Below are 254 nucleotides of genomic sequence, written 5' to 3'. Positions count from 1 at the left end.
CAATACCGGATCTTGTAAGAACTAAAATAATGGCAAAGCCAATAACAAAAACGACAAAACCCAATAGAGCATTTTTAATAACTTCTTTCACAAATTCACCTCCTAGGTTTATACCAGTTCCCAGCTATGGACTGTCAACATTAAATCAGACAACTTTTTTAAGGGATGCAGCTTTGTACTGAATTGGGGTCATGTATCCTAAAGTGCCATGAATGCGATGCTTGTTGAACCAATTCACATAATCATATAGTTCC

General features: G+C 36.2%; 1 protein-coding gene. It reads right to left on the bottom strand.

Going from position 1 to position 254, the window contains the following annotated elements; all coding sequences use genetic code 11:
* Positions 1-145: 145 nt before the first annotated feature.
* Entirely contained in the window at positions 146-238 is a 93-nt protein-coding gene (locus PV403_RS25170) for an IS3 family transposase (RefSeq protein ID WP_374705819.1), read from the bottom strand.
* Between the last annotated feature and the right edge of the window lie 16 nt (positions 239-254).

Source organism: Paenibacillus sp. GYB006, assembly GCF_036577645.1.
GTDB lineage: Bacteria > Bacillota > Bacilli > Paenibacillales > Paenibacillaceae > Paenibacillus.
Note: the sequence above shows the minus strand (reverse complement) of the source record. Positions and strands in the feature narration are given on the sequence as shown.